The organism is Candidatus Villigracilis affinis, assembly GCF_016705895.1.
In the GTDB taxonomy this organism is placed as follows: domain Bacteria; phylum Chloroflexota; class Anaerolineae; order Anaerolineales; family Villigracilaceae; genus Villigracilis; species Villigracilis affinis.
On the sequence record NZ_JADJKT010000036.1, the window covers coordinates 394,001 to 420,027 of the forward strand.

General features: G+C 50.9%; 27 protein-coding genes, 2 tRNA genes, 3 rRNA genes and 1 pseudogene. 5 read left to right on the forward strand and 28 right to left on the reverse strand.

Features of this window, described 5'->3' with window-relative positions; genetic code table 11:
• Positions 1-191: 191 nt before the first annotated feature.
• From rrf to IPI86_RS17025, 8 genes and pseudogenes are all read right to left on the reverse strand, one after another.
• Positions 192-308, reverse strand: a 5S ribosomal RNA gene (rrf, locus tag IPI86_RS16990).
• A gap of 87 nt (positions 309-395) precedes the next feature.
• Positions 396-3,347 (reverse strand): 23S ribosomal RNA (locus tag IPI86_RS16995).
• Positions 3,348-3,649: 302 nt separating this feature from the next.
• Positions 3,650-3,721, reverse strand: a tRNA-Ala gene (locus tag IPI86_RS17000).
• Positions 3,722-3,738: 17 nt separating this feature from the next.
• Positions 3,739-3,812: transfer RNA gene (locus tag IPI86_RS17005), tRNA-Ile, on the reverse strand.
• A 119-nt stretch (positions 3,813-3,931) separates the two neighbouring features.
• Positions 3,932-5,441: ribosomal RNA gene (locus tag IPI86_RS17010) — 16S ribosomal RNA — on the reverse strand.
• The 16S, 23S and 5S rRNA genes sit together here with 2 tRNA genes alongside, the layout of an rRNA operon.
• A gap of 376 nt (positions 5,442-5,817) precedes the next feature.
• Positions 5,818-6,048, reverse strand: coding sequence for a hypothetical protein (locus IPI86_RS17015; RefSeq protein ID WP_345299204.1), 231 nt, complete (start codon positions 6,046-6,048; stop codon positions 5,818-5,820).
• Between the two features lie 5 nt (positions 6,049-6,053).
• On the reverse strand, positions 6,054-6,560 hold the full coding sequence (locus IPI86_RS17020) for a nucleotide disphospho-sugar-binding domain-containing protein (protein WP_345299205.1): 507 nt from the start codon (positions 6,558-6,560) through the stop codon (positions 6,054-6,056).
• 53 nt (positions 6,561-6,613) lie between these two features.
• Positions 6,614-6,715: pseudogene (locus IPI86_RS17025) on the reverse strand (glycosyltransferase); the annotation flags it as partial.
• Here IPI86_RS17025 and IPI86_RS17030 point away from each other — a divergent pair.
• Positions 6,708-7,604: a DUF1932 domain-containing protein gene (locus IPI86_RS17030; protein WP_345299206.1), complete on the forward strand. Its 897-nt coding sequence runs from the start codon at positions 6,708-6,710 to the stop codon at positions 7,602-7,604. The pseudogene IPI86_RS17025 and the gene IPI86_RS17030 overlap by 8 nt on opposite strands.
• Positions 7,605-7,635: 31 nt before the next feature.
• Here IPI86_RS17030 and recR read toward each other — a convergent pair whose 3' ends face one another.
• From recR to IPI86_RS17090, 12 genes are all read right to left on the reverse strand, one after another.
• Positions 7,636-8,241: a recombination mediator RecR gene (recR, locus tag IPI86_RS17035; RefSeq protein ID WP_345299207.1), complete on the reverse strand. Its 606-nt coding sequence runs from the start codon at positions 8,239-8,241 to the stop codon at positions 7,636-7,638.
• A gap of 56 nt (positions 8,242-8,297) precedes the next feature.
• Positions 8,298-8,627: a YbaB/EbfC family nucleoid-associated protein gene (locus IPI86_RS17040; protein WP_345299208.1), complete on the reverse strand. Its 330-nt coding sequence runs from the start codon at positions 8,625-8,627 to the stop codon at positions 8,298-8,300.
• A 69-nt stretch (positions 8,628-8,696) separates the two neighbouring features.
• Complete coding sequence (gene dnaX, locus IPI86_RS17045; RefSeq protein WP_345299209.1) at positions 8,697-10,268, reverse strand: DNA polymerase III subunit gamma/tau; 1,572 nt, start codon at positions 10,266-10,268, stop codon at positions 8,697-8,699.
• A gap of 79 nt (positions 10,269-10,347) precedes the next feature.
• Positions 10,348-10,839, reverse strand: a complete 492-nt coding sequence (locus IPI86_RS17050; RefSeq protein ID WP_345299210.1) for a lamin tail domain-containing protein — start codon at positions 10,837-10,839, stop codon at positions 10,348-10,350.
• A gap of 88 nt (positions 10,840-10,927) precedes the next feature.
• Positions 10,928-11,686, reverse strand: a complete 759-nt coding sequence (locus IPI86_RS17055) for a hypothetical protein (protein WP_345299211.1) — start codon at positions 11,684-11,686, stop codon at positions 10,928-10,930.
• An 86-nt stretch (positions 11,687-11,772) separates the two neighbouring features.
• On the reverse strand, positions 11,773-12,684 hold the full coding sequence (prmA, locus tag IPI86_RS17060; protein ID WP_345299212.1) for a 50S ribosomal protein L11 methyltransferase: 912 nt from the start codon (positions 12,682-12,684) through the stop codon (positions 11,773-11,775).
• 23 nt (positions 12,685-12,707) lie between these two features.
• Positions 12,708-13,055 carry a DUF190 domain-containing protein gene (locus IPI86_RS17065; protein ID WP_345299213.1) on the reverse strand — a complete coding sequence of 116 codons (348 nt, stop codon included), beginning with the start codon at positions 13,053-13,055 and terminating at the stop codon, positions 12,708-12,710.
• A 2-nt stretch (positions 13,056-13,057) separates the two neighbouring features.
• On the reverse strand, positions 13,058-13,441 hold the full coding sequence (gene crcB / locus IPI86_RS17070; RefSeq protein WP_345299214.1) for a fluoride efflux transporter CrcB: 384 nt from the start codon (positions 13,439-13,441) through the stop codon (positions 13,058-13,060).
• A gap of 77 nt (positions 13,442-13,518) precedes the next feature.
• Positions 13,519-13,989 carry an NUDIX domain-containing protein gene (locus tag IPI86_RS17075; protein ID WP_345299215.1) on the reverse strand — a complete coding sequence of 157 codons (471 nt, stop codon included), beginning with the start codon at positions 13,987-13,989 and terminating at the stop codon, positions 13,519-13,521.
• A 53-nt stretch (positions 13,990-14,042) separates the two neighbouring features.
• On the reverse strand, positions 14,043-15,458 hold the full coding sequence (locus IPI86_RS17080; protein WP_345299216.1) for a pyridoxal-phosphate dependent enzyme: 1,416 nt from the start codon (positions 15,456-15,458) through the stop codon (positions 14,043-14,045).
• Positions 15,459-16,220: 762 nt separating this feature from the next.
• A complete protein-coding gene (locus IPI86_RS17085; protein WP_345299217.1) occupies positions 16,221-16,379 on the reverse strand; it encodes an SUMF1/EgtB/PvdO family nonheme iron enzyme in 159 nt (52 codons plus the stop codon).
• 221 nt (positions 16,380-16,600) lie between these two features.
• Positions 16,601-17,125 carry a toll/interleukin-1 receptor domain-containing protein gene (locus IPI86_RS17090; protein WP_345299218.1) on the reverse strand — a complete coding sequence of 175 codons (525 nt, stop codon included), beginning with the start codon at positions 17,123-17,125 and terminating at the stop codon, positions 16,601-16,603.
• 114 nt (positions 17,126-17,239) lie between these two features.
• Here IPI86_RS17090 and IPI86_RS17095 point away from each other — a divergent pair, with 114 nt between their 5' ends.
• Positions 17,240-17,818, forward strand: coding sequence for a cupin domain-containing protein (locus tag IPI86_RS17095; protein ID WP_345299219.1), 579 nt, complete (start codon positions 17,240-17,242; stop codon positions 17,816-17,818).
• Between the two features lie 142 nt (positions 17,819-17,960).
• Here IPI86_RS17095 and moeB read toward each other — a convergent pair whose 3' ends face one another.
• The 8 genes from moeB to fusA all read right to left on the reverse strand — a co-directional run bounded on the left by moeB (position 17,961) and on the right by fusA (position 24,615).
• Entirely contained in the window at positions 17,961-19,115 is a 1,155-nt protein-coding gene (moeB, locus tag IPI86_RS17100; RefSeq protein ID WP_345299220.1) for a molybdopterin-synthase adenylyltransferase MoeB, read from the reverse strand.
• Between the two features lies 1 nt (position 19,116).
• Positions 19,117-19,389: a MoaD/ThiS family protein gene (locus IPI86_RS17105; protein ID WP_345299221.1), complete on the reverse strand. Its 273-nt coding sequence runs from the start codon at positions 19,387-19,389 to the stop codon at positions 19,117-19,119.
• Between the two features lie 118 nt (positions 19,390-19,507).
• Positions 19,508-19,915: a thioredoxin family protein gene (locus IPI86_RS17110; protein WP_345299222.1), complete on the reverse strand. Its 408-nt coding sequence runs from the start codon at positions 19,913-19,915 to the stop codon at positions 19,508-19,510.
• Complete coding sequence (locus tag IPI86_RS17115) at positions 19,912-20,406, reverse strand: DUF4395 domain-containing protein (protein WP_345299223.1); 495 nt, start codon at positions 20,404-20,406, stop codon at positions 19,912-19,914. The genes IPI86_RS17110 and IPI86_RS17115 overlap by 4 nt, the downstream gene beginning before the upstream one ends.
• Positions 20,407-20,455: 49 nt before the next feature.
• Positions 20,456-20,866, reverse strand: coding sequence for a M67 family metallopeptidase (locus IPI86_RS17120; RefSeq protein WP_345299224.1), 411 nt, complete (start codon positions 20,864-20,866; stop codon positions 20,456-20,458).
• Positions 20,866-21,816, reverse strand: coding sequence for a cysteine synthase family protein (locus IPI86_RS17125; RefSeq protein WP_345299225.1), 951 nt, complete (start codon positions 21,814-21,816; stop codon positions 20,866-20,868). The genes IPI86_RS17120 and IPI86_RS17125 overlap by 1 nt, the downstream gene beginning before the upstream one ends.
• A 315-nt stretch (positions 21,817-22,131) precedes the next feature.
• Positions 22,132-22,404 (reverse strand): MoaD/ThiS family protein, encoded by a 273-nt coding sequence (locus tag IPI86_RS17130; RefSeq protein WP_345299226.1) that lies wholly within the window; start codon positions 22,402-22,404, stop codon positions 22,132-22,134.
• Between the two features lie 129 nt (positions 22,405-22,533).
• Complete coding sequence (gene fusA / locus IPI86_RS17135; protein ID WP_345299227.1) at positions 22,534-24,615, reverse strand: elongation factor G; 2,082 nt, start codon at positions 24,613-24,615, stop codon at positions 22,534-22,536.
• 300 nt (positions 24,616-24,915) lie between these two features.
• Between fusA and IPI86_RS17140 the strand changes: the two genes are divergently transcribed.
• Genes IPI86_RS17140 through IPI86_RS17150 form a run of 3 tightly spaced genes read left to right on the forward strand, consistent with a single transcriptional unit; the run spans position 24,916 to position 25,985 of the window.
• A complete protein-coding gene (locus IPI86_RS17140) occupies positions 24,916-25,167 on the forward strand; it encodes a hypothetical protein (protein ID WP_345299228.1) in 252 nt (83 codons plus the stop codon).
• 48 nt (positions 25,168-25,215) lie between these two features.
• Entirely contained in the window at positions 25,216-25,413 is a 198-nt protein-coding gene (locus IPI86_RS17145; RefSeq protein WP_345299229.1) for a hypothetical protein, read from the forward strand.
• Complete coding sequence (locus tag IPI86_RS17150) at positions 25,410-25,985, forward strand: class I SAM-dependent methyltransferase (protein WP_345299230.1); 576 nt, start codon at positions 25,410-25,412, stop codon at positions 25,983-25,985. The genes IPI86_RS17145 and IPI86_RS17150 overlap by 4 nt, the downstream gene beginning before the upstream one ends.
• Positions 25,986-26,027 lie beyond the last annotated feature (42 nt).

Genomic DNA, 26,027 nt, shown 5'->3' on the forward strand with positions numbered 1-26,027 from the left:
AATCAGCCGAGGACTTTATAACAAGACCTGAAACGAACTCGATGACCATACGATCAAAAGATGCGCTTCACACTCCTCATGATTTATGTGGAGAAGATGAAACATCCTCCACGCCGAAACTGCGTGTGTATTATACACGATACAGGCGCGAATGAGAAGATTTCCGCCTGATTTTATTAAAAAGAAAAGCCCCTTGGCAATGACCTACTCTCCCAGGAGGTCGCCCTCCAAGTACCATCGGCGCTGACATGCTTAACTTCCGGGTTCGGAATGGGACCGGGTGTACCCACGTCGCTCAAATCACCAAGGGACAATTTCACAAGATTGTCACCAAATAGCAAGAATAAAATGATGTAGTTTGTCTTTTTGAAAAGTACCAACTTCTCCGTATCACGAGAAGGAAGCCCTCGACCATTAGTACAGCTTAGCTTAACACATTACTGTGCTTACACATGCTGCCTATTAAGCAGGTGGTCTACCTGCGGTCTTACTCCATTAACTGGAATACAGGGATCTAATCTTAGGGCGAGTTTCCCACTTAGATGCTTTCAGCGGTTATCTCTGCCAGACATGGCTACCCAGCGATGCTCCTGGCGGAACAACTGGCACACTAGAGGTCTGTCCACTCCGGTCCTCTCGTACTAGGAGCAGCTCCCTTCAAATCCCTTACGCCCACAGCGGATAGAGACCGACCTGTCTCACGACGGTCTGAACCCAGCTCGCGTACCGCTTTAACGGGCGAACAGCCCGACCCTTGGGACCTTGTCCAGCCCCAGGATGCGATGAGCCGACATCGAGGTGCCGAGCGAGATCGTCGATGTGAACTCTTGGATCTCACCAGCCTGTTATCCCCGGGGTAGCTTTTATCCGGTAAGCCACAACCCTTCCACTCGGTATTGTGGGATCACTAAGCCCGACTTTCGTCTCTGTTCGGCGCGTTGGCCTTACAGTCAAGCTCCCTTATGCCTTTACACTCTATGGTGGGTTTCCATTCCACCTGAGGGAACCTTTGGGCGCCTCCGTTACCTTTTAGGAGGCGACCGCCCCAGTCAAACTGCCCACCTGGCACGGTCCCCCATCCGGATTACGGAATGGGGTTAGGATCTAAACATAATCAGGGTGGTATTTCACCGTTGACTCCACCGACGCTAGCGCGCCAGCTTCAAAGCCTCCCACCTATCCTACACAGATTATATCCAAATACAATGCCAAGATGCAGTAAAGCTCCACGGGGTCTTTTTGTCCTGCTGCGGGTAGGCCGCATCTTCACAGCCATTTCAATTTCACCGGGTCCCTCGTCGAGACAGTGCTCTAATTGTTACGCGGTTCGTGCGGGTCGGAACTTACCCGACAAGGAATTTCGCTACCTTAGGACCGTTATAGTTACGGCCGCCGTTCACCGGGGCTTCAGTTCAAAGCTTCGCTTGCGCTAACCTCTCCCTTTAACCTTCCGGCACTGGGCACGCGTCAGCCCCTATACATCGCCTTACGGCTTAGCAGAGACCTGTGGTTTTGTTAACCAGTCACCAGAGCCATTTCACTGCGACCCTCCGACGCTTTGACACGTCAGGGGGTACCCCTTCTCCCGAAGTTACGGGGTCATGTTGCCTAATTCCTTAACGAGGGTTCTCCCGTTCGCCTTGGTATACTCTACCCGTCTACCAGTGTCGGTTTGCGGTACGAGCACTAGAAAGTTATGCTTAGAGACTTTTCTTGGCAACAAGGCTCAGCCACTTCGCCTTACGGCCCGCTCCCACCTCAGCTCAACTGGCGGATTTACCTACCAGTCTCAACACCTAGATGGATCGAACCCAAATCCAATAATGGGCTGGCCTACCTCGTTGCGTCCTCCCATCGCACTCTCTAGCGGTTCCGGAATGTTGACCGGATGTCCATCACCTACGCCTCTCGGCCTCGGCTAAGGACTCGACTAACCCGACGCGGAATGACCTGGCGTCGGAAACCTTAGACTTACGGCGAACACGGTTCTCACGTGTTTGTACGCTACTCATGCCTGCATTCTCACTTCTGTCCGCTCCAGTCGCCCTTACGATCGACCTTCACCGCTGACAGAACGCTCCCCTACTGCCCCAACTTGCGTTGAGACTCATGGCTTCGGTACTATGCTTAGCCCCGTTAAGTTTTCCGCGCGAAGTCACTAGACCAGTAAGCTGTTACGCACTTTTTAAAGGGTGGCTGCTTCTAAGCCAACCTCCTGGTTGTTTAAGTAACCTCACCTCGTTTCCCACTTAGCATAGATTTTAGGACCTTAGCCGATGATCTGGGCTGTTTCCCTTTCGACCCCGAAACTCATCTCCCGGAGTCCGACTGCCATGCTATGGAGTACTGGCATTCCGAGTTTGATTGGGTTCAGTAAGCTGTAAGCCCCTTAGCCCATTCAGTGCTGTACCTCCAGTACTAAACGCATGACGCTAGCCCTAAAGCTATTTCGGGGAGAACCAGCTATCTCCGTGTTCGATTGGCATATCACCTCTACCCACAGGTCATCTCCTAACTTTGCAACGTTAGTGAGTTCGGGCCTCCACGAGTGTTTAGACTCGCTTCACCCTGCCCATGGGTAGCTCACACGGTTTCGGGCCTAATTCCAGCGACTATACGCCCTATTAAGACTCGCTTTCGCTACGGCTTCGGGTGTTACTCCCTTAACCTCGCCACTGAAATTAACTCGCAGGCTCATTCTCCAAGAGGCACGCTGTCAGGCATAACAAGGAACGTCCCTATTTCTAGGGGGCTCAACTTGTCGTAGCCCTTCAACTGCTTGTAAGCTTATGGTTTCAGGTTCTATTTCACTCCCCTAACAGGGGGACTTTTCACCTTTCCCTCACGGTACTAGTTCACTATCGGTCGTCAAGTGTATTTAGCCTTAGAGAGTGGACTCCCTAGCTTCCTGCCGGATTAGCGTGCCCGGCAGTACTCAGGAACACGGCGGAAGACGATCAGTTTTCGCATACGGGGCTATTACCCTCTTTGGCAGGCTTTCCCACACCTTTCCGCTAACTGATTGTTTTGTAACTTCCATATGCCGGTCCTACAACCCCGACTCTGCAAGCAGATTCGGTTTGGGCTTCTCCCCGTTCGCTCGCCACTACTGGGGGAATAATTTCTTTTCCTCTGGGTACTTAGATGTTTCAGTTCCCCAGGTTCCCGTCAACTGGCCTATATATTCAGCCAGAGACACTGTTGGTTCGCAACAGTTGGTTTCCCTATTCGGACATCCTCGGATATAACGCCTGTACACGGCTCCCCGGAGGCTTATCGCAGTGTCCCACGTCCTTCATCGGCACTTGACGCCAAGGCATTCACCATAAGCTCTTAGTAGCTTCTCCACGTGATACGGAGAAATTGATACTTTTCGCTTTATTAATTACTTCGATAAATTTCTTTATCGGCCTACATCATCTTGCTATTCAGTTTTTAAGGTTCATTTCACTGTTGACCAGTGACCGATGCTCTCGATCGCAATCAAGGGCATCGATTACCCTTCAACTCATTTTAGACACAAAGCGACCCGACGTTACACCGCCGGGTCATTAATTACCCATGCTTCACGCGGTGTGACTTCCTCTTTATGTTTGCGTACCGTTTATCAAACCTATTTTTACTCCGTTTGTTCTTGCTACGAACTCAGTGGAGATGGCGGGATTTGAACCCGCGACCTTCGCCTTGCAAAGGCGCTGCTCTCCCACTGAGCTACATCCCCAGGACTTGCCTGGTTAGTGGGCTTGACAGGATTCGAACCTGTGACCCCTGCGTTATCAGCACAGTGCTCTAACCAACTGAGCTACAAGCCCGGGATTCTTCCTTAGCAACTGAGAAGTGATAGGAAACTCGTTTTGCGATCCAGCGCCCAAGTTCACCGTGTGGGCAATTGTAGAGCGACTACCCCGTAGGGTGTGCTCACTTTCTCTAGAAAGGAGGTGATCCAGGCGCACCTTCCGGTACACCTACCTTGTTACGACTTCGTCCCAGTCACCAGCACCACCTTCGACGGCGTCCTCCTTGCGGTTAGACTACCGGCTTCAGGTGTTACCAGCTCCCATGACGTGACGGGCGGTGTGTACAAGGCCCGAGAACGTATTCAACGCACTATAGCTGACGCGCGTTTACTAGCAACTCCGGCTTCATGCAGGCGAGTTGCAGCCTGCAATCTGAACTGAGGCCGGCTTTGGGGGATTGGCTCCACCTCGCGGCTTAGCAACCCATTGTACCGACCATTGTAGCGGGTGTGTAGCCCCGGACATAAAGGCCATGCGGACTTGACGTCATCCCCACCTTCCTCCGGCTTGATACCGGCGGTCCTGTATGACACATGTAACATACAGCGAGGGTTGCGCTCGTTAGCGGACTTAACCGAACATCTCACGACACGAGCTGACGACAGCCATGCAACACCTGTGCAAGCTCCCTTGCGGGTCGTTCACCTTTCGGATCACTACCACTTGCATGTCAAACCCGGGTAAGGTTCTTCGTGTAGCATCGAATTAAACCACACGCTCCGCTGCTTGTGCGGGCCCCCGTCAATTCCTTTGAGTTTTAATCTTGCGATCGTAGTCCCCAGGCGGTAAACTTATCGCGTTAGCTGCGGCACCGATGGAGTTTAAGCCACCGACGCCAAGTTTACATCGTTTACGGCTAGGATTACCGGGGTCTCTAATCCCGTTTACTACCCTAGCTTTCGCGTCTGAGCGTCAGAAATGATCCAGAAGATCGCTTTCGCCACTGGTGTTCCTCCCGATATCTACGCATTTCACCACTACACCGGGAATTCCATCTTCCTCTATCACTCTCAAGTCCGGTAGTATTGAACGACCTCTCCTAGTTAAGCCAGGAGATTTCACGCCCAACTTACCGAACCGCCTGCACGCGCTTTACGCCCAGTGAATCCGGATAACGCTTGCCTCCTACGTTTTACCGCGGCTGCTGGCACGTAGTTAGCCGAGACTTATTCCTGAGGTACTGTCCTTGCTCATCCCTCAGAAAAGTGCTTTACGACCCGAAGGCCTTCATCGCACACGCGGCGTTGCTGCTTCAGGCTTTCGCCCATTGAGCAATATTCCCTACTGCTGCCACCCGTAGGTGTATGGACCGTGTTTCAGTTCCATTGTGGGGGGTCACCCTCTCAGGTCCCCTACCCGTCGTAGCCTTGGTGAGCCATTACCTCACCAACTAGCTGATGGGACGCAGGTCCCTCCCAAAGCGAATTGCTCCTTTAGATATCAGTTTCTAAATCCGATAACCACATGCGGTATTAGCAATCCTTTCGGACTGTTATCCCACACTTTGGGGTAGGTCACCAACGCGTTACTCACCCGTTCGCCACTAGGATACTCTCGTATTGCTACTCAAGCACCTCGTTCGACTTGCATGTATTAGGCACGCCGCCAGCGTTCATCCTGAGCCAGGATCAAACTCTCCGCAAAAAATTTTTCACTCTTGCGAGTGTTAAAGTTACGGAATTTACTGGTTCAACAAAAATGTTGTTTCCTATCACTTTTCAGTTGTTAAGGTGCTTGCCATTTGAGCGAGCGATATTCTACTCGCTACTATAACCGTCTGTCAAGGTTTTACACAGACTAAAATACCGATGCTTTTCTTTCGCATCGGTTCATCAGGCTGCAAAACTTATTTGCTTTGTGTCTCTGATGTAAGACGGTTACTCAGTTGTCAATGATTTGTCTGGGAGACGAAATCTTTTGTTTTGTACTGGCGAATGGCAATTATATGCATCTCGAAGACTTTGTCAATAGCTGCAAGACATTTCAACCTTAAAAAATCGCACCAATTTAAACACACTTTTTAGAACACAGAATCTAGATTCTTTTCGAACTCAAAAACATGCGACTCTATCAACATGATCGCATTGTTGATCCCATCCTCGTTTCTTATGCCTTGACCAAAGAATTGGGCGCGTTTACGAATGATATTTGAATCAGCTTCAACAATTGCTTGCGTTAAATTCTCAACAGAAAGTTTATCTACCAGAATCGGTTTCGGCCCAACACCAATTGCATTGATGCGATTTTCCAAAAGAGTTAATCAGCAGTGAATGGCACAACAATATTTGGAATACCCGCACGTAGCCCAGCGGACGTCGTCCCTGCTCCACCATGGTGAATGACCATCTTGCAGCGCGGTAACAACCAATCATGCGGTGCAGATTCCAGATAAAGCAAATCTTTCGATGATCGATTCTTTACACTCCCCAAACCTGAAAGGATAATCCCACGATTATTCATCTGTTTTAATGCTTCTCGAACAATTTGATCAATACGTTCTGCCTTGCGGTTAACCATACTGCCAAAAGAGATACAGACTGGCGCATCGCCGCTATCAAGAAAAGCGGACAGTTCATCGGGTGGCTGATACGATTTTTCTTTGAGAAAGAGGTATCCAGTCACGTGGACATGTTCGGCCCAGTCGTTTGGGCGCGGCAAAATGTTTGGGTTGCAGGCAAACAGCAACGGGGTCCGAAGGTGAAGCGGACGGTTATCAAAGGTCCAGCAAAGTTTCTTTGGAAAGGGAATATCCGTATCCGCCATTTCCTCCATACCAAAAAACTTGAGTGGCAAACCAATGCGAGAAATAGCGGAGCAGCAAGCTTTACAACGTGACCACGTTCCTGCAATCCACAGGCAAGAGCAAGAAATGGCTGCACATCTCCACGAGAACCGTAAGTGAGAATTGTGATGTTCATTCGATTAATTTTACTTGACCTCAATGCTATACTGAGCAAAAAGGAGCTGACCATGAGCAAAATTGGCATTTTACATCCGGGCGAAATGGGAGTTTCAATTGCTGCATCTGCCATAAACAGCGGACATGATGTCTTCTGGGCATCAGAAAATCGAAGTGAAGAAACCCGTACCCGTGCTGAAAAACATGGACTTGCGGACTTGAAATCCCTTGAAGAGCTTTGCAAAATATGTGAAATCATCATTTGCATTTGCCCGCCGCATGCGGCAGAGACTACAGCCAAGCAGGTAATTGAACATGATTTCAAAGGCTCTTATTTAGATGCAAATGCCATTTCCCCGGAAAACGCCATCAAAATTGGACAAATGCTCGGCTCAAAAAATATTCATTTTATTGACGGCGGGATTATCGGCGGACCGGCATGGGAGCCAAAGAGCACCTGGCTGTATCTTTCAGGAGAAAATGCAAGCCAACTCGCGGACTGTTTTTCAAACGGTCCACTCGAAACAAAAATAATAAGCGCCGAAATTGGCAAGGCATCCGCTTTGAAGATGTGCTATGCCGCCTACTCAAAAGGGACAACTGCCCTGCTGTGCGCAGTTCTCGGGGCGGCCGAATCTCTGGGCGTGCGTGAAGAGCTATATCAGCATTGGGACATGGACGAAGCAGGGTTTTCAGAACAGGTAAATCGTAGAGCAACCCGTGTCACTGCAAAAGCCTGGCGATTTGAAGGTGAAATGAAGGAAATTTCCGCAACTTTTCATGCAGCGGGTATGCCAGTCGGATTTCACGATGCGGCAGCAGAGGTTTATCATCGCATTTCAGGTTTCAAAAATACAAAACCATCTCCTGAGTTGACGGCGGTTTTGCAAGCATTGCTCTCAAAATAAAAAATCAGCCCCGCAATTGCGGAGCTGATTGCTAATTCATTTCCTGTCTTCCAGATAATGCTCTCAACAAGGTATTCTGATCGGCGTATTCAAGGTCACCGCCTACGGGCAGACCACGTGCAAGGCGCGTGACATGCACATCGTAATGCTTCAATTGCGTTTGCAGATATTGCGCGGTTGCATCGCCTTCCATGCTGGGATTGGTGGCGAGGATGATCTCCTTCACTCCCCCATTCGCAACACGAGCCACCAACTGCTTGATCTTCAAATCATCAGGGCCAATGCCTTCGATGGGAGATAAAACGCCCTGCAAGACATGATATTTTCCGTGAAAGCCGCCTGTACGTTCGAGGGCGAGGACATCCAAGGCTTCTTCCACCACACAGATGAGCGAGCCATCACGCTTGGTTGACTCGCACACTTCACAGCGTTCGCGGCCTGCGTCGGTGATGTTGAAACATTCCTGGCAAAAGGCGGTGTTTGCCTTGAGATTCGCCAGCGCCGTGGATAAATCCTGTGCCACATCTTCGGAGGCGCGCAGCAAATAGAAAGCCAGCCGCGAAGCAGACTTTGGCCCAATGCCTGGCAGGCGTTCGAGGGCGGTCACCAAATTTTGAATTGATTCAGGGAGCAGCATGAGTTATCTGTCGAAAGGTTGGAAAGTTAACAAGTTGAAAAGTTGAACATTCAAACCTAAAAAGGCAACCCACCCGCAAGCGGGCCCATCAACTTCTCTTGCAAGGCGCGCGATTCATCCAATGCCATGTTGACAGCGGAGAGAACCATGTCTTGAAGCATTTCAGCGTCTGCATCTTTGAGAAAGTCGGGGGAGATTTCGACGGATTTGCATTTCTGGTCACCTGTCATGGTGACTTTGATCGCGCCGCCGCCAGCCGTTGCGCTGACAGTTTCTTCGGCAAGCTGCGCCTGCGCGATTTCCATTTTCTTTTGCATTTGCTGCAATTGCTGCATCATGCCTGATTGCCCGCCCATTGCGGGGCCACGATTAAATCCTTTTGCCATAGTTAAACCTCGTTATTTGATATTTGTTATTTGGGAATCGGGATTTGGAAATCGGCCGGTTCCCAACTTCTATTCATCCATATCCACGATTTCGCCGCCGTGGTGAATGGCGGCAGCGACCATGCCATCCTGTGCTACGTTCGGGGGAATCTTGCCTTTGGCGTTGGTGACGATACATTTCACGGCAACATCCACGTGGAAATGGTCTTTGATCAATTTCTGGATCGCTTCGATCTGGTCGGGCTTATCGAGTTTCGAGACCAACACGTCACTGGCGAGGCCGAGCATAAGCGTTTTGCCTTGAATGTCAATCATCTTCACTGAATTTAACAGCGCAGATAAATTCGCCTGTGATTTTGGAAGCGATGCCGCCAGCGACTTCCACGATCTGACGATGTCATTGGAGTTGAGGATCGGTTTCTCAGGTGCGGATTCAATTTGGGCAGGCGGCGCTTCGCTCTTAACCTCGGGCTGGGATTCTGTTTTCGAAACAGGAGCAGGCCTCGACGGAGTCGGACGCGGCGCCCCCTGCGGGGATGATACGGCAATTTGATGAGATTCTGTCGGGGCGTCCAACGCTTCCGCGAGGGCAAGTTCCAGACTCAAAGAGGGTTGCCAGCCGCCGCGCAAATCCACCGCCGCGTTGTTGAATATCTTCATCATGCGCAGGACATCGGTGGAATGAAATGCGCTTGCATGTGCCTGCATTTGGGTTTTGACATCACGCGTGGCTTCGACCTGCTCAATATTGCCCATCTGAATGAGCATGAGCCCGCGCATATATTCAACAATTTGACGCGCCAGCGAGCGCGGATCTGCGCCGGAATCGAGAGCGCGATGAATGGTTTCAAGTCCGTGCGCGGGTTGGTTTTCAAGAATGGACGCGGCAACATCGAGAACAGTTTGACTCGTAGCCGTGCCAAGGACTTGCTGCGCGAGAGCCAGCGTGATCTTCGTGCCTGTGGATGCGAGTTGATCGAGCAGTGATTGCGCATCGCGCATACCGCCCGCTGACTGACGAGCAATGAGCGCAAAGGCTTCTTCATCCACTTGAATATTTTCAGAGGCGGCGATTTGCTTCAGGTTTGCAACGATCTCATCGATGGGCACGCGCCGAAACTCGTGACGCTGACAACGCGACAAAACCGTGGCAGGGATTTTGTGAATTTCAGTGGTGGCCAAAACGAAAATGGCATGCGGCGGGGGTTCTTCGAGCGTTTTGAGCAAGGCATTGAACGCGCCGCCAGAAAGCATGTGGACTTCGTCGATGACATAGACTTTGTATTTACCCTGCGAAGGTGAGAAGTTGATCTTCTCGCGCAGATCGCGGACGTCATCCACGCCATTGTTCGAGGCGGCGTCGATTTCGATCATATCCATGAAGCGGTTTTCGTTGACGGCTTTGCAATGGTCACATTCATTGCAGGGCCGCTTTGCGGGATCTTCGCTGAGACAGTTGACCGCCTTCGCCAGCAAACGCGCAACGGTGGTCTTGCCCGTTCCACGCGGACCCGCGAAAAGATAGGCATGACCCACGCGGTCAGCCTTGATGGAATTAATGAGCGTCTGGACGACGTGATCCTGTCCAATGACTGTATCCCATTGTTTGGGGCGGTATTTTCTGTACAGAGCTTGGGTCATGTGTTTAGGTTTCAGGTGTCAGGTTGAAGGTTTCAGGCTTTTTATGAATCTTGGCAGCTTTTGCACTCTTCGTGGTTGATTAAGGAACTCGATACACAGCCCTCAAATTGCCCTGCGCATCGAATAAGCGGGCATTCTCCCCAGAATTCCATACGGCGTCGCTGATGCCCCAGTACAGGTCAATGACGCTATCTGTGCCCGCGATGGTGTGAACCTGAACAGCTCCATTTTGGTAAAGAGTGAGTTTGGGGAAAGTGAAGGTGTTTCCGTCTTCGTCTTTTAGTTGCCAGGAGGCCAGATCAAGTTGATTCTCGCCTTCGAATTTGACCACAACGATCTCTGAGGTCACTGTGCCAGCGCCGACAACACTGCTGATCTTCACGGGAATGTCCGTTTGCAGGTCTGTTCCTGAGACAGGAGCCCCTTCACCGCTGACAGGCGTGGCCTGCGTCACCGCTGATTGGCTGACAGCGCGGTAATTGCGGTCGTACCAGAACAACATTCCCCCCGTCACGCTCGCCGAGACGAAAATATTGAGGAGAATGTACAGGAACATTTTACGGCGGTTCATGGTGTTCAAATCATAGCACAGAATAGCGTTGGCGGAAATTAAAAATCCTGTGGTCATTCAGACCACAGGATTTCAGTTCATGCATTTTCTACGGCAATTGCGTAATTATAAAATCATCGAAAGACACATCGGCTCCATTGGCCTGCTCACCGCTCAAGGCAAACAAGGCAAAGCCGCCTGACGGATAAGTGGTATCGTCGACAGAAGCAATTTGCTGTCCATCCACATACAATGTCAGTTTGCCGTTACCGCAATCCACACCGATGCGATAAGACTCGGCGTTTTTAGCGATCAAGTCCGACGTTTCCCAGCCGCCGTTGGTGAGGAAGTTGTCCTCCTGGGCAAGAGCCGCCAAAACAATGGCATATTCACCGGCCGGGGTGACGGCAAAGTAGTAGCGGGATTCGTCAATGAACTGTTGGTTACAAGTAATACCAAAAGCAGCATGCGGGTCAGTGTTACGATTGATGGCTGTGACTTCCATGTGGATATTGGTGTACGTCTCATCGTTGGGCATTGTCCACACAAAATAATTTGTAGCGGCGATTCTGATATTCAAGGTATCGTCCACATACTCTACCGTTCGGTCAGAATCGGAACCTGTGCCCCACTCACCACGGCCAGGGACAAAATCATCCTTAAACAAAATCTCACCACTATTGGATTGAGATTCTTCCGTGGGCACCGGAAGATCCACAACCGCAGTCGGTTCTTCAACAGGCACAGAGGTCGGGATAATGGGATCGGTAACCGCGGTCGGCGCTCCCCCGCCCCCAACGGCATTGCAAGCCAAAGCTGCAAATGCAAGACAGGTAATCGCTAAAAGTAAGTTATTGGCACGTTTCATTCTTCAATTCTCCTCGAAAAATATAATGCGGGATTTTATCAGCCTGTGCCAATAACTAAATAGTACATTATGGGGAATATTTTGACTTAACGCGACATGGAGATCGCCACCCAATCACCCATTTGGCGGATCTCGCCTCTTTTCAACCCTTTGGCCTGCCCAGCCCCAATGACCGACTCAGCTTGATGGTCGAGAATGCCACTCAAAATGATCTCGCCGTTGGGTTCGATCAGGTCGGCAAGTCCCGCATCAAAAAGGCGGATCAGAATCGGACCGAGAATATTCGCCACCACCAGCGGCGCAGATTTGAAAGCGAACTGGCCTGCCAGCACTTCCGTCACCGAACCCTGACCAAGGATCAATTCCTCTCCCACCTCGTTTGTATCTGCGTTCTCGCGCGAGTTTTTGACGGACTCAATATCAATGTCCACGCCGAGGACTTTGTTTGCGCCGAGTTTCAATGCAGCAATTGACAAGATCCCAGAACCGCAGCCAACATCGATTACGGACGATAGTTGACGATTATCGGCAGAAACTTCCATAAGTTCAAGGCACAACTGCGTCGTGGGATGCGTGCCTGTACCAAATGCCATGCCCGGGTCAATTTTGATCGGGATGCGTTTCGGCTCGGGGGATTCCAACCACGCGGGCAGGATCAGGAGTCTCTGTCCGATGAGAATCGGCTTGTAGTGCTGTTTCCAGGCTTCCATCCAGTTTTGATCCGCGATCTGCTTGTAGGTTGGGGTCGGCACAGGCTTGATCATCCCCAAATAGTAAAGCGACTCTTCGAGCTTCTGTCGCGTTTCTTCAAGCTGATCGTTCACCTCCAAATAAGCGCGGACAGTGATCGGGCCGGTGGCTGTGCCTTCATCCTCTTCATCGTTGAATTTGACGCCCTGTTCGGTCATCACGCCGTTGGGCGCAAAACGCGCCAGCACATCGGCAACAGATTCGGCGAGTTCGCCGTCTACAGTAAGGGATACTTCAAGCCAGTTCATGTACGATCTCCAGTGTTGAGTTTTCAGCGGGCGGTTTGATCGGCCCGATAGAATTTGATTTGCGCTTTTTCGAGAGTGACGAGACCCGCTTTGATATGTGGATCGATCAATTCGAGAAAGGCTTCAAGCTTTTCCTGAGTATCCACGATCTCGACCACCATCGGCATGTCTTCAGAAAGACGTTCGATCTTGAACGTGTGGATGATGCGGGTATTCGCGCCGAAGCCCATGATACCGCGTAAAACGGTCGCGCCTGCAAGTCCCTGCTCGCGGGCTTGCAAGACGATCCATTCATAAAGCGGTTTGTGCTCGTGCTTATCTGATTCACCGATGAAAATGCGGAGCAGGGAACCTTCTTCGGGCAGGTGCATGGTTATCTCCAAATCAAATACGAGACCGTGCGCCCCAACCACACGGCAAAGAGGCCGATGATCACATTCGCACCGATATTCGCCAGCGCGCTCATCATTTGACTATCACGCGCAAGGTTGAGCGTTTCGTTTCCGAACGAAGAGAATGTGGTGAATCCACCAAGGATTCCGACAAAGACGAACAGACGCGATTCGGTGGTAAAAAACCCGCGTGTTTCAGCAAGCTGGGCAAGAAAGCCGATGACAAAACAGCCGATCACATTGACCACGAGCGTGCCATAGGGAAAGCCCACGCTTTTCGAAGCCTGTTGAACGTATCCGCTTGCAAGATACCGCAGGATGGAACCGATAAATCCGCCGAAGCCGACGAGGAGAATATTGGTCAAATGATTTCCTTTTTAACACAGATGAACACAGATCAATTAGATGGTAGTGGATGAAAAGCAGGGGATAATTCTTATGTTTATCTGCGTTTATCTGTTTTCCGATTTTCCACCGCCCATTTTATCAATTCTTTTTCCGTGGTGAGCATCATCGCAGGCAATTCATCGACGGGGAAATATCTCATCTCTGAAATCTCATGAGATGCCTTGAACTCGCCGCTTAAAATCTTGCAGAGATAGATCACACCCAAATGATGATCTTCCCGCGCGCTGACAACGGTCAGCAGCTGCTCGACCTGGATCTGCATCCCCGCTTCTTCAAAAAATTCACGCTTGATCGCATCGACAGGCTGCTCACGATATTCCAATCCGCCCGCAGGGATGCCCCACTCGAATTTGCGGTAGGTGTGCTTGAACAGCAGCACTTGTCCCTGCTCGTTGAAGATCAGCGCCGCCACCGCCGCACGGAATCTGGGACGCACCAGCTTCGCCGCCAGAAAATGCACCCACAAAGGAAGAGTGCGCCAGATTCGCAAGAGGAAAGGTATCATGAATTCTCTTGCCCAGTTGAAAGTTTAGCTCTCAACTGGGCACTCAAATCACCTTAAATCTTCCCTGCCACGTAATCCAGCACATCGATCTTTGTGAGGATGCCGACAGGCTTGCCGTGGTCCACCACGATCAACGCATAGCCCGATGTGAGCGAGGGCATGGCTTCTTCGAGCGGAGTTTCAGGCGGGAAGACCGCGCCTGCATTTTGCACGAGCGCATCGATCTTTTCATCGTTGCTGTGTTCGTGCTTTTCGAGCATGTGATTGAGCAAGTCCACTTCTTCGATGAGACCAACCAACGATCCATCCGCGCCGACGACTGGCATTTGCGATACTGCATTCTGATGCATCACTGAAACCACCTTGCGGACCGAGTCACCAATTGTCGCGGTGATCAATGCCTTGTTTGGCTTGGCAATCAACAGGTCGCCCAGAGCCGTTTCTCCGAATTCCATCGAGAGGAATCCGAATTCACGCATCCACTTGTCATCATAAAATTTTGAAAGATAACGCGAACCAGAATCAGGGAGAATGACCACGGGCAATCGGTCGGGAGTCAGCTTGCGGCAATATTTGATCGCGCCTGCAATCGCGGAGCCAGAGGAACCGCCCGCGAAAATGCCTTCCTGCCGTACGAGTTGACGCGCCCAATAAAACGACTCTTTATCTCCCGCACGCTCGATGGCATCCACATAATTGATATCCATCGTGGACGGCAAGAAGTCTTCGCCAATGCCTTCCACTTTATAAGTTTTGGGATACGCGCCCGGAGGAATGATGCCTTTGTTCTGCCAGATCTCGGTGAGGATCGAACCTTCGATATCAATGCCCACAATCGTAATGTTCGGATTCTTGGATTTGAGATAACGCCCCACACCGGTGATGGTTCCGCCTGTGCCAATGCCGATGATGACATCGGTCAACTTGCCATCGGTCTGCTCCCACAACTCGGGGCCAGTGCTCAACTCATGCGTTTTCGGGTTATCGGGGTTGTGATATTGATTCGCTAAAATCGCATTGGGGGTTTCGCGCGCGAACTTCTTCGCCACTTCATAATACGAGCGCGGATCATCAGGTCCGACCGCGGTTGGAGTGATGACCACCTTCGCGCCATAGGCACGCAACAATAAAATCTTTTCGTTGCTCATCTTGTCAGGCATGACAAAGATGGTCTTGTAGCCTTTCAGCGCCGCCGCAATCGCGAGGCCGACGCCTGTGTTCCCTGATGTGGCCTCGACAATGGTTCCACCAGGCTTGATCTCGCCCCGCTTCTCGGCCTGCTCGACGATATTCGCCCCCACACGGTCCTTGACCGAACCGCCGGGATTCATAAATTCCAATTTCGCATACAGCGGAACAGGCAGGTCGCGCCCGATCCGCTCCAGTTTGACAAGCGGCGTATTGCCCATTGCGCCAAGTACATTATTAAAGACACGTTTCTCTTTTGATTCGGGTAATCCTGTTGTCATTCTCTCTCCTTTGGTTGTGGGTATTTTACCAGCGAGGAGTGAACAGTGAATAGTTATCGGTGGGGAGTGCGAGGCATAAAAAAAGCCTCTGGAGTTTTGAAACTCTCGGAGGTCTTGTTTTTACAATAAAACCCATCCACGAATTTTGCACGAATACTCGAATGACCATTCCTCATTCGTGGTTTTATTCGTGGATGGCCTCTTATGGTGAGCGGGAGCAACGAAAACCATGAAGGATACGCTTCGAATCCAGGATCGATCCATTGCGGTGGCAGAACGGACAAGATATAACCGTGTCCTCCCATGAGCCGCCCCGCAGCACCCGATATTGACCGTCAAGAAGATTAGGCCCTAATGGATTGGCTTCGGGTGAACTGACATAATAATTTTCATCATACCAATCATTCACCCATTCCCAAACATTGCCTGCCATATCCAACGCGCCATAAATACTCTGCCCGGATGGATAACTTCCAACGGGAGCAACATCGGTATAACCATCGTTGGACGATTTATCTGCATGACTAAAAGGACAGTTGTATCACAAAATTAACAATTGTCCCGTCAAACCATTGCCCCAGGGGTATGTGCGCCCATCTGCCGCGCGCGGCTTTTCCCATTCGGCTTCGGTAGGCAATCTGCGTCCGCCCAAGGGCAATAGGCATTTGCCATGTTCCAAGTCACGTATAGAACGGGATGATTCTCAAATTCAGATGCCGTAATAACTCAATTTGTCGACTCTGTTGGCAGCTTTACAGACCTTCACTTAACACATTTTGCATACATGGCATTGGTCACTTCGGTTTGGTCAATCCAGAAGGCATCCAAATTAACTTGATGAATAGGTTTTTCATTGGGGATAATAAGAATCACTCCCCATCGTAAATTCACCTTCTGGCACATAGACCAAAACCATGTCATCTTTTTCAGAAATCATGGTTGAACCAATTCCCAAGGTTGGCGTTGGAGTGAAGGCATGGGCTGTGGAGTGGAGGTGAGGTGAGGCAACGGCGTTGGAAGAAATAGGTGATAAGCACAGATGACAAGTAAAGATGGCAAACAATCCCCTCAGGTCAATACGACCAAAGTCTTATTGCAACAAGCCAGCAAAGGTTCTGAGAAGGAGAAAAATTTAGTCTTTTTCAGAACGCTTTTTCAACACAGGGCTCCTTCTTTCCCGTCCATTTATTCTTTCTGTCGCAATTTCCCTTTTCTTTTGCCTCTAACCTGCCTTCCAAGCGCATTTTTTGTTCGTAACGCAGTTTCAAGGCTTCCAACAAATCAGCATAGGAATTTTTCTTGTCAAATCCAAAATAATCCACCCAATGCAATGTCCGCAATTTGCGGGGAACGTTGCAATCATCCAAGCGCAAGGGGATTAAGAAAATCGTTTCTTCTGGTTTTTCCAGTGCAATATCGTAGGCATAACGGATTTCCCTCTGAACAAAGCCTTCTTTAGTAACAGACTGCCCCGAAAGACAAACAATCACCACATCAGAATCGTCTACAGCCTTCTCAATGACAAATTCCCAATCTTGCCCGGGCAGGATTTTTGCCTTATCTAACCACGGGTCAATCCAACCCTCTGACTTGAGCGCATTGTACAATTCCCGCACAGCGGGCTTGTCTTGCGAGGCATGACAGAGAAAAACGCGGAGAGGTCTCATGGGGAAAGGAGGAATGATGAAAAAATATCCCAATATTTGGATTATAACTGAACAGTCCTTCAAATCCAATTATGGTAATATCGCTAAAATCTTTATCAATTTGGAGCAAACCTTATGATCCGTACCGGACATGTCATCACCAACCCAAGTTCAAAGACCACGATTACCGTCCTTGAAACGGACGTGGAAACCAAGGGCATGGGCTTTTATCTTGAATATCACATGCCTGTGGGGGCAAGGCCGGATGTTGCCGAACACCTTCACATGACCTGGACGGAAACCTTCGAGATCATCTCCGGCGAATGCAAATACAGGCTGGATGGCAAAAAACGAAATGCAAAAGCGGGAGATGTAGTCGTATTGCCACCCACGCAAAAGCACATCCACCCGTGGAACAACGGTCAAACGGAATTGGTCATGCGTCAACGCTCGCAGTTTGATAAACCAAGTCCGCAGGCGGTACAAGATACGCTCGGCGTCTTCTCCACGATTGCAGACCTTGGACCGAATCAACTCAATGCAAACGGCCAGCCGAAAAATGCCCTGCTTTCCTTCGCCATTTTACGAACTTTGGGCAAGCATGGCGGTTATGATGGCCGTATTCCGATCCGCACGCAGAAAATTTTAAACGCCACGGTCGGCTTGCTGGCTGAGTTGATCGGAGTCCGCGCAGTGAGCAAGAAATACAGATAGAAATAACAGAACTCCCGCCGAAATCTCGACGGGAGTTCTTCTTCTTCTATTTTTTTCAAGACATGCTGGTCTCGATACGCCTTCGGCTACTCGACCACCAATTTCCAAACTTTCAAACCTTCCAACCTGCAACCTTCAAACCCTAATAAATCGGCAGCCTCGTATCCACTTCCTTTGCCCATGAATTGATTCCGCCCTTCAAGTTCTTTACTTTCTTGAAGCCAGCGCTGGCGAGCAATTCAAGCGCGCGCGCGGATCGAGTTCCGCCTTTGCAGAAGACGACCATGTCATCGGCGCTGTTCAATTCGGTTAATCGTCCCGCCAGTTGACCGAGGGGAATGTTCACGGCGTTGGGCAGGGCGGAGATCTCCAACTCGTGAGGCTCACGCACATCGAGCAGGATCAGGCTCGGGGTAAGTGAGATGCGGTCTTTTAATTCCACAGACGTAATATCGAGGCCTGCGCCAGCCGATCCTTCTTCGTGATCATGGCCGGGGACGCCGCAGAATTCTTCGTAGTCGATCAATTCCTTGATGTCGGCATTCGGTCCGCACACGCGGCATTTGGGATTCTTCTTGAGCTTGACGAAGTCAAACGACATGTCGAGCGCGTTGTACAACAGCAGGCGGCCGATCATCGGGTCACCGATGCCGAGCAAAACTTTCAGCGCTTCGGTGGCTTGCAGTGTGCCGATCGTGCCGGGCAGCACGCCGAGCACGCCGCCCTCCGCGCACGAAGGCACAAGCCCGGGCGGCGGCGGTTCGGGGAAGAGACAGCGATAGCACGGCCCTTCCTTGGCGTAGAACACGCTCACCTGCCCGTCAAAGCGGAAGATGGACGCGTACACATTCGGCTTGCCGAGAAACACCGCCACGTCATTGGTGAGATAACGGGTGGGAAAATTATCGGTGCCGTCGAGAATGATGTCGTAATCTTTGGCGATGCGCATCGCGTTTGCAGACGTGTACGGCTCGTTGTAGGTATCCACTTGAATATCGGGATTCAGATCGAGCAGTTTCGCCTTCGCGCTTTCCACTTTTAATTTTCCGATGGTGGATGTGCCGTGGATGATCTGCCGTTGGAGATTCGACGAGTCAACGGTATCGTAATCGACCAGACCGATGCGCCCCACACCCGCCGCAGCCAGATACAACGAAACAGGCGACCCCAACCCGCCAGTTCCCACAATCAACGCGGACGAATTCTTCAGCTTGCGTTGACCTTCCAATCCCACTTCGGGGATCAACAGGTGACGCGAGTAACGCAAAATTTCTTCGTGATTTAATTCGGGCAGCATGTTAACCTCCAGCAATGGACGGGATCAACATCACTCTATCGCCATCCTTGATCGGCGTATCCACGCCCTGCAAATCCTTGATGTTATGTTCACCAACGAACAAATTAACAAACGGACGCAGTTCCCCGCCGTCGTTGAATATATGCGGCTTGATCGTCGGAAATTGATTGGTCAGGTCAGTCAGCGCTTCTGAAATATTCGCGCCGCTGACAGTCACTTCAGATTGTCCGCTGGTATAAGCACGCAACGGGGTCGGGATTCGCAAAACGGGCATGTAGAGTCTCCTAAAATAATTTTGAAAAAACTTAAACACAAAGGGTACGAAATACACGAAGGAAACACGGACTTAAGGTTTTCCTTTGTGACCGTAGTGTCCTTCGTGTTTAATCGGTTTACAAAGTCTGTATCTGTTCCATCAACTTTTCAACCCGCGCCACGCCATTATTGACATAGCGTGCCTCGCCGCGGGAATTGAGCAAAAACGTGGTCGGGACGCTCATCACGCCCCAAGTCTTCGCGACCTCGGGCTGCTGGGTCGCGTCAATTTCAACGACGTGCAATTTTTCACCGAGCAGATTGGTCAACTTTTCAAGCGCAGGGCGCTGCACGGTTTTGCACGGCGCACAATCCGGCGTGGTGAAATAGACAATGGTGGGCTTGTTCGGCAAAGTGTTAAACAATGAGCCGATGCCGCCTTTTGCGCGTGAGATCAACCGCCTATTAAATAACCAGTTGACGCCCACGCCTAAAAATATAATACCAATTGCAAAAGCAAAACGCAACAGAATATCTGAACTCATGCCGCAGCTCCTGCTTTCGGCTTCATGCCGGGGAAAGTCCCTGTAGGCGGCTGTTTGCCAAAGCCAGGCACATTCAGGCGCACCAGCCAGTAGTACATGGCGCATCCTACGCAGAAACCGCCAAAGGCATTCAGCGAAGCCAGCGCAACGACGATCCACACCAGGGTCCAGCCCAGAACCGCCGAACCGAGGAACAATGCGGCGGAACCACCAGCCATGAACAGAAATCCGACGAATTGCGCAAAGCGATGCGGTTCGGGGTTGTCATCCAACACATCGGGTTTCATCCATCCGCGCGGCTTGAGCAGGGACGTGTAGATAAATCCAAAACCCGGTTTCTTCAAAACGGTGCCAAGCCCCATCATCAACGCGACAAAAGCCGCGAGTATCGGCTGGTTGAAAACAAACGCAAGCACGCCCAACGAAATGATGAAGTATTGGTTTGCCTTTAATGCAGAGTGATCCACTTTTTGTAAGGGTTGTGATGTCATGTTAAGGTATCCTGTTTTTTTATTTGGCGATTCTCAACCGCCAGAATTTTTATTGAACTGAAATCTCTTCTTCTTCATACTTCGAACGATCTTCCAGCAATCGCCATGAACGGTGACTGATCGATTTGCCCGCATCCACACGCGTGATGATGTAGGAGAAAAACGGCTGTGCCCATTCGCGGTCATATTCAGAGGGGACATTCGGGCAATCGGGGTGGGAGTGAAAAACACCGATCAGGCTCAGCCCGAGGCTATCGGCCTTCAACTCAGCTTTGAGATAATCTTCGGGCGTAAACAAAAACCGATTGTGGCGTGCCTCGTCCTCGCGCGCGTTGGGCAAAGATAATATCTGCTTCACTTCGCCTTCCACACCGATCAAAAAACCAGCCCCCTCTTCAGGGTAGGCTTCCTCTACGTGTTTGTTGATCTGCTCGATCAAATCATTTGAGACAGCCAGCATTACTTACCCTCCCATAACTTTTTATCGCTCAAATATTTATAGCCGGCATCGGGGAACAAGGTCACGACCACACCTTCATCCAATTCGCTTGCGACTTGAAGCGCAGCAACAGCCGCCGCCCCGGAGGAAATCCCCACGAAGAGACCTTCCTCCCGCGCCAATCGATTCACCATCTCATGCGCCGCTTCGGTCTGGACCTCAAGCGGGGTGCCCGCAACTGACTCGTCATAGATCCCGGGCTTGATCGCACTAGGCATGTGCTTCAGGCCTTCCAGCCCGTGGAAAGGTGCATCGGGTTGGAAAGCCAAAATCTTCACATCAGGTAATTGGTCGCGCAAATATCGTCCCGTACCCATCAACGTGCCGGAGGTGCCCAACCCTGTAATGAAATGAGTCACCAGTCCGTTGGTTTGGGCGAAAATCTCAGGTCCCGTTGACAGGTAATGCGCCTGCCAATTCGCAGCATTGTTGTATTGATTGGCGTACCAATACAGGTCTGGATTTTCCGCGGCCATTTCACGAGCTTTGAGGATCGCGCCATCTGAGCCTTCGAGCGGATCGGTGAGCACCAATTCCGCGCCAAGGGCTTTGAGGATGGTGATGCGCTCTGGGCTGGCACTGGCTGGCAACGCCAAAGTGACAGGGATTCCCAGCGCCGCGCCGAAGGTGGCATAGGAAATGCCCATATTTCCCGAAGTGGAATCAAGCAAACGCTTGCCATTATCCAGGTCACCGCTGATGATGGCGTTCTGGATAATGTTCAACGCGGGGCGATCTTTGACCGAGCCGCCGGGGTTGAACCATTCGGCCTTGGCAAAAACCTTTACACGTGGTGACAGGCCGAGGCCCAGCCTGCGAAGCGGGAGGAGCGGCGTGTTACCCACATGTGCAGGAAGTCCATCAAGGGGAACTGAATTTGTATCTATTAATCGAATATCCAGTAAGGTCATGTCATCCTTTTAAATCAAAAGCAGTCAACGGGTAAACAAAAAGACGGCGAACGAGCGCCACACTATGCAAAATTCTGCAAGCGGGGGTCGTCCAACCGTCTGTTTCCGTTGACTGCGGGGAGGTCTATCTCAGGCGGGTGGTTACGAGCCCCGCGATAGACACAAGCAATAGTTAAATGTTTTCATAGGTTTCCGATTAGATGCGCGTTATTTTACTTATCTTACCCGATTTGTCAATACTGAAATTCCGCATCACTCTGGAGGTAGCTTCTTTTTTAGAAAACCGAATCAGGCCCTCGTTAGGTATGATGCGTTTTATCCTCCAGCAGCGGAGGCCATTAAGATGACCTTATCGCCCGTTTGCAATTCCGTGGCAAGTCCATTTAATTCGCGCAGATGCACTCCGTTTACAAAAATATTGAAGTGCCTGCGCAGTTCGCCATTCGCATCATATAAATGCGGTTTCAAGGCTGGGTAACGCACGAGGATGTTTTCAAGCACTTCGGCAACGGTTGCGCCGTTCACTTCGAACTCGGTCTGATTATCGACATAGAATTTCATCAGGGCGGGAAAGCGGATAATTGGCATATTTTATTTTACTGCGAGTTGATTGCCTTTGGCGGAGAAATTTCATGTGAATAGGTGTTAGAAAACAAAAAAGTCCCAAAGCTAAATGCATTGGGACTTTTTACTGATTACTTTTTACCGTTCACTAAATTACTCTTCCTTCTTGGCTTCCATTTCCTTCTTGTGGGCTTCGATGATCGGACCGGTGATGTGGGATGGGACCGTATCGTAATGATCGAACTCCATGGTGAAGTATCCGCGCCCGCCGGTGATGGAGCGGAGTTGGGTGGTGTAGCGCAGCAATTCTGCCATGGGCACATGCGCCACGATGATCGTATTTCCGTGTTCCGAATCCGTTCCCTGTACGCGGCCGCGGCGTGTGTTGAGGTCGCTCATTACATCACCCATGTTCGCATCTGGCACCGTCACGCGGACGTTCATGATGGGCTCGAACAAGACCGGGCCCGCTTCATGCACGGCAAGTTTGAAGGCTTCACGTCCTGCAATTTCAAAGGCGACAGGTTTGGAATCCACTTCATGTTCCTTGCCGTCATACACAATCACTTTGACGTTGCTCATCGGATAGCCCGCGAACGCACCGCGTTCCATGGTGGCCTTAATGCCTTTTTCGATCGGGGGCAAATAGGATTTCGACAGGTTCATACCGACGAGTTCATCGGTGAATTCGAAGTCAGCAGAGGGCAGAGGTTCAATGCGAAGGTGCACTTCGCCAAACTGACCCGAGCCACCGCTTTGTTTCTTGTGACGATACTGGGCGCTGGCCTTGCGGGTAATTCCTTCGCGATAGGCGATGCGCGGTTCATGGGTGGATAAACCGACCTGGAACTTGGCCTGCGCGCGATGCAGCGCCACGTCAATATGCTGGTCGCCCATACCCTGCAATACGGTTTCGTGTGTGATCGGGTCGTTTTGCCAGATCAGGGTCATATCTTCTTCGCACAGACGTGCGAGTGTGGGTGAGATCTTGGCCGCATCAGCCTGGCTCTTCGGGGTGATCGCCACACGATACAGTGCGGCGGGGAATTTCGGTTTCTGGATCGTGAGCGGATGGCCTTTATCGCACAGGGTATCGCCTGTAGCAGTGACGGTCAATTTTGAAACGGCGGCAAGGTCACCGGCATGGATCACTTTCGCCGGGATCGCTTCCTTGCCGCGCTGGAAGTGCAGACCGGAGACGCGTTCATCGGCGCTCTTGATTTGATTCCAAACGTGTCCATCGGCCTGGACAGAACCAGAATACACGCGGAAGTAGGTCATTTTGCCAACGAACGGGTCGGCAGTGGTTTTCCAAACATAGGCTGCCAGCGGCTCAGAATCAGACGGCTTCAATTCCTCTTCGCCGCTCTTGCCTTGCGCCACACGCTTCGGCCCATTCAACGGAGAAGGCAGCAGGTCGATGATGTCATTGAGCAGGGCGATCGCGCCGACTTCATGTCCGCCAGCAGCGCAGAACACAGGGACAAATGCTCCAGCGTAGACCACATCTTCAAGTCCGCGTACCATTTCCGCGTCGGTCAATGAACCGTTTTCGAGATACTTCTCCATCAGTTCATCTTCGCCTTCGGCGGCTGCTTCCACCATTGCAAAATGAGCCGCTTCTGCCGCTTCCTTCAATTCGGCTGGGATATCCGCCGTGGTGTTTCCATCACCCATATAGGACTTCATTCCGATGATATCGACCACACCCTTGAAATTCTGTTTCTCACCGATCGGCAAATGAACCTTGATGGCACGTTTGCCATGCGCCTTCACGAATTCTTCGATGGCGTCATAAGTCGCTTCGAAATTCGCGTTGTCGCGGTCCATCTTATTAATAACAAAAAAGCGCGGCAGATTGAATTCATCTGCGTAGCGCCATGCAAGTTCCGTTCCAACTTCGATACCCGAGACGGCATCCACTAAAATAACCGCGCCATCAGCGACACTCAGGGCGGAGATGATCTCACCCACAAAATCGGTGTAGCCTGGCGCGTCTATTACGTTTATTTTATGATCGCGATGCTCGATGGGAATAATACTTGAGTAGATCGAAATCTTTCGGCGATGTTCCTCGTCATCATAATCCGAAACCGTGGTCCCGTCTTCGACCTTTCCCAGACGTGTGGTCGCCTTCGTTGCATGTAAAAATGCTTCTGCCAACATCGTTTTCCCCGCGCCTCCATGTGAAACCAGCGCGATGTTGCGAAGAAACTCGGTGGTATACTCTTTCATGAAAGTAGCCTTCCTATAAGTGTAGGATGTAAAGCAATTCGTTTTCTCGTCTCAAGTAAAGCCAAATTCGGACAAAACTGAAGGACAAGTTGCACGATTGTAAAAGAACTCAATTGAATTGTCAAAGTGTGAACCGTCACGGCCTGCGCATGACATTTACAGAATCGCATGACTTGATCGATTTCCTGTAAAAGTTCACTTTATGGATGAAACAAGCGATAATTCACCTCTCGGGGTGAATTCTTGAATTAAGAAAACAAGCCGTTCCACCGGCAACCAGAAAACTGGAGGAAACTTTTGATGGCGCTCTTTCGGGAATACTCATTCCTTGCGCTGGCCATCGGTCTGGTGGTCATTGCTGGAAGCATTCTGCTCACAAACAAACCAAAATGGAATGATTTCCTTGCCTTTGGGGTGGTTGTCACCGCCCTTATTACCGCATGGGTAATCCTGCATCCGCGCCAAACCCCGTTGATGGGCGATGCCGTGGCCGTCAAGGAACTCATTGGCGCGGGCACGCCCGTCCTGCTCGAATTCCAATCCCCCTTCTGAATTACCTGCACCCAAATTAAGCCCGTCGTTGACGAGCTCGAACAGGAATTGAATAACGAAATCAGCATTGGCAAACGCATCCACTTCATTCGCCTGAACATTCAGGAAGCCGCAGGCATGGAACTCGCTCCCGTGTACAATTTTGAATTCACCCCCACCTTCATCTTCTTCGATGCGCAGGGCAACGAAGTGTGGCGGCAGGTCGGCGAATTCGACCCGCAGTTGGTGCGCGACTCGCTCAAATGAATTTCTTCCGCCGCATCTCTTTCAATCTTTGGTATCTGCGCCGCCCGCCCTGGGATAGCGGCATCACCCCGCCCGAACTTTTCGAATTCATCCAAAGCCACCCCGCAGGCCGCGCGCTTGATATCGGCTGCGGCACGGGCACCAACGTCATCACCCTCGCAAAAACAGGCTGGCAGGTGCAAGGCTTCGACTTCGCCTCCCGCGCCATCCGCATGGCAAAACGAAAAGTAAAATCCGCAGGCGTGCAGGCCGATCTCTTCACCGATGATGCAACCCAAATGAAAAACATCAGCGGGCAATTTGACCTCGCGCTTGATATCGGCTGTTTCCACGGCCTCCCCAACAAAGCGGATTATCTGACTCAACTGGATCGAATCCTCGCCCCAAACGGATTCTGGCTCATGTACGGATTCTTTAAACAGACAGACGATCACACCGCGCCCGGGCTTGTCCCCGCGGACTTGGACCTGATCCCAGCCCAAACATTTACCCAAATCTCCCGCCGCGATGGATTCGACAAACGCGAGCGGAAATCGGCATGGTTTTTGTATCAGAAGGCGGGAAAAAGGTAATTGGTAATTATCGAAACACTCAACACATCATCTCATCATTCA